Origin of the sequence: Nitriliruptor sp. (genome assembly GCF_040882075.1) — a bacterium.
In the GTDB taxonomy this organism is placed as follows: domain Bacteria; phylum Actinomycetota; class Nitriliruptoria; order Nitriliruptorales; family Nitriliruptoraceae; genus Nitriliruptor.
Genome location: NZ_JBBEBZ010000129.1, coordinates 1 through 1975, shown reverse-complemented (window position 1 = coordinate 1975; position 1975 = coordinate 1). Strand labels below are relative to the sequence as shown.

General features: G+C 66.3%; 3 protein-coding genes. All 3 read left to right on the top strand.

The window, feature by feature from the left end; all coding sequences use genetic code 11:
- A partial coding sequence (locus WEB03_RS07780; RefSeq protein WP_368070382.1) for a helix-turn-helix transcriptional regulator occupies positions 1-455 on the top strand: 455 nt, incomplete at its 5' end.
- Positions 456-681: 226 nt separating this feature from the next.
- The gene (locus WEB03_RS07775; protein ID WP_368070381.1) at positions 682-981 is read left to right on the top strand and encodes a DUF1778 domain-containing protein; all 300 of its coding nucleotides are present in this window, start codon (positions 682-684) and stop codon (positions 979-981) included.
- Positions 982-1485, top strand: coding sequence for a GNAT family N-acetyltransferase (locus WEB03_RS07770; RefSeq protein WP_368070380.1), 504 nt, complete (start codon positions 982-984; stop codon positions 1483-1485).
- Positions 1486-1975: the final 490 nt, after the last annotated feature.

Here is a 1975-nt window from a genome sequence, read left to right as displayed (position 1 = left end):
CGAACCCGAACCCGAACCCGATGGAGGGCGGCTACCCGTTCCTCGCGAAGATCCTGGCGAGCTACCTCGACGCGAGCTCCGAGGACCCAGCCGAAGCAGCCGAACGGGCCGGGCACGCCTGGGGCAGCTTCATCGTCGACAGACCCGCACCGTTCAGCACCCCCGACGCCGACGGGGCGATCACGCAACTGCTGCACCTGCTCGACAGGTTCGGCTTCGCACCCGAGCTCGACCGGACCGGTCCCGGCGACGCCGAGATCGTCCTACGCCGCTGTCCCTTCCTCGAAGTCGCACGAGAACACCAGGACGTCATCTGCGCGATCCATCTCGGTCTGATGCGAGGAGCGCTGGACGAGCTCGGAGCTGACGTCCAAGCACGTGACCTCATCCCCTGGGCAGACCCCGAAACATGCGTCACTTACCTGGCGGTGCCATCCGCGAACGCGCCTGCGTAGCAGTTCGTGGGAGGCGTTGAGACGGGCAAGCTCGTCGGCGACGTCCAACGCGCCGCGCTAGCCCTGACGCCGAACGGCCGCCTTTCGGGGTGGCCGTTCGGCGTAGTGGTCACGGAATGGTCACGAACGCTCTCCGCGCGCCTGCCCGCCAATCTCCAGTTCGGCACTAGTCGAGCCGATACGGCGTGTGTACGTTGTGTGTGTACAAGAGCCGAGGGGACTGACGATGGAAGCCGCGACCAAGCGCGCTGAGCGAAGCGAGCGGCTTGGGTTCCGGGTGACTCCTGAGCAGAAGGAAGTGCTCGCGGAGGCCGCGGCCCTCTCGGGGGAGGACGTGACGAGCTTCGTGCTTTCACGAGCCCTGCGCGACGCTCAGAACATCGTGCTGTCGAGTCGCGTGACGATCATCGCGGATGAGGCGGCGGCCGACTTCCACACCTGGCTCTACGAGGATCACCCGCGGGTCATCCCGGAGATGTCGAAGCGCCTTGGTCACATCGAGCCGTTTCCGGTCGCGAGCCGCTGAGTGTGGCTCGAACGCCTGTCGCGCGACCACAACCGCGTCGACTTCACGTGCGGGCGCGACGAGCTGGACGAGTGGTTCCAGCAGACGGCACGCCAAGCCGCCGACGTGGCAGAATCCTCGACGACGTACGTCCTGACTGACGACGGCTCGACCGTTCTCGGCTTCTTCGCAATCTCCGTCCACGTGGTGGCCGTGGAGGAGGTTCCAGCCAACCTCGTAGGTAAACACCCGGCGCACCTTGGAGTCTCAGCCATCCTTCTGGGCCGCATGGCCGTGGCGAAGGACCATCAGGGTCAGCGGCTCGGTGAGCGGCTGATGCGGAGCGTCATCGACCAAGTGCTGGCGATCCGCGAGCGCGTGGCGGTTCGGCTCCTGGTGGTTGATGCCATCGACGAGGACGCCGCCGGGTTCTACGAGCAGTACGGGTTCGTCCGGTGGCCGACGGATCAGTTGCGCCTATTCGCCCGCGCCGTGGACTTGGCTCGTACGTTCGGCCTCGAATAGCTGGAGGAGTCGACCAATGCCGCCAGGGCGTCAGCTACGTCTCCGTCCCACCAGCTGCTGGCCAACCTCCAGCTCGCCCTCCCCGGACCCCCTCTTCACCTTGCCAAGGTCGACCTTGGCTGCGCGCCGTCGTGGGATGGGAGCCGTCGCGTCCTCTCACAGGGCGGTTGACAGGAAAGGCGGCGGGACGTTCAGGGACGCGATGATCAGCTAGAGCGCTTCCGTCGGTGACAAAGGGTTCTCGTCCCACCGCCCGGACGATGCCGAACCGCTTGACCATTCTCGACACGCAGGAGGCCAGGGCTGACTGGAGTGACGGCGCGAGTGACGGCGTTTCGCCCGGACCAACGTGGACCTCAGCGGACTGCGGTGGAAGCGAAGTGCCGAGTCCTGGACCCTACGGACCAGTTCGGACACCGGTGGACAGCTCGCGCTTCGGTGTAAACGAGGCGCTCTCGCCATCTGAGCTAACCGCCCGAACGGGTCGCAC

Excerpts from the sequence above, each read along its gene's own strand:
- WEB03_RS07775 (WP_368070381.1), top strand. The coding sequence starts at position 682 with ATGGAAGCCGCGACCAAGCGCGCTGAGCGAAGCGAGCGGCTTGGGTTC.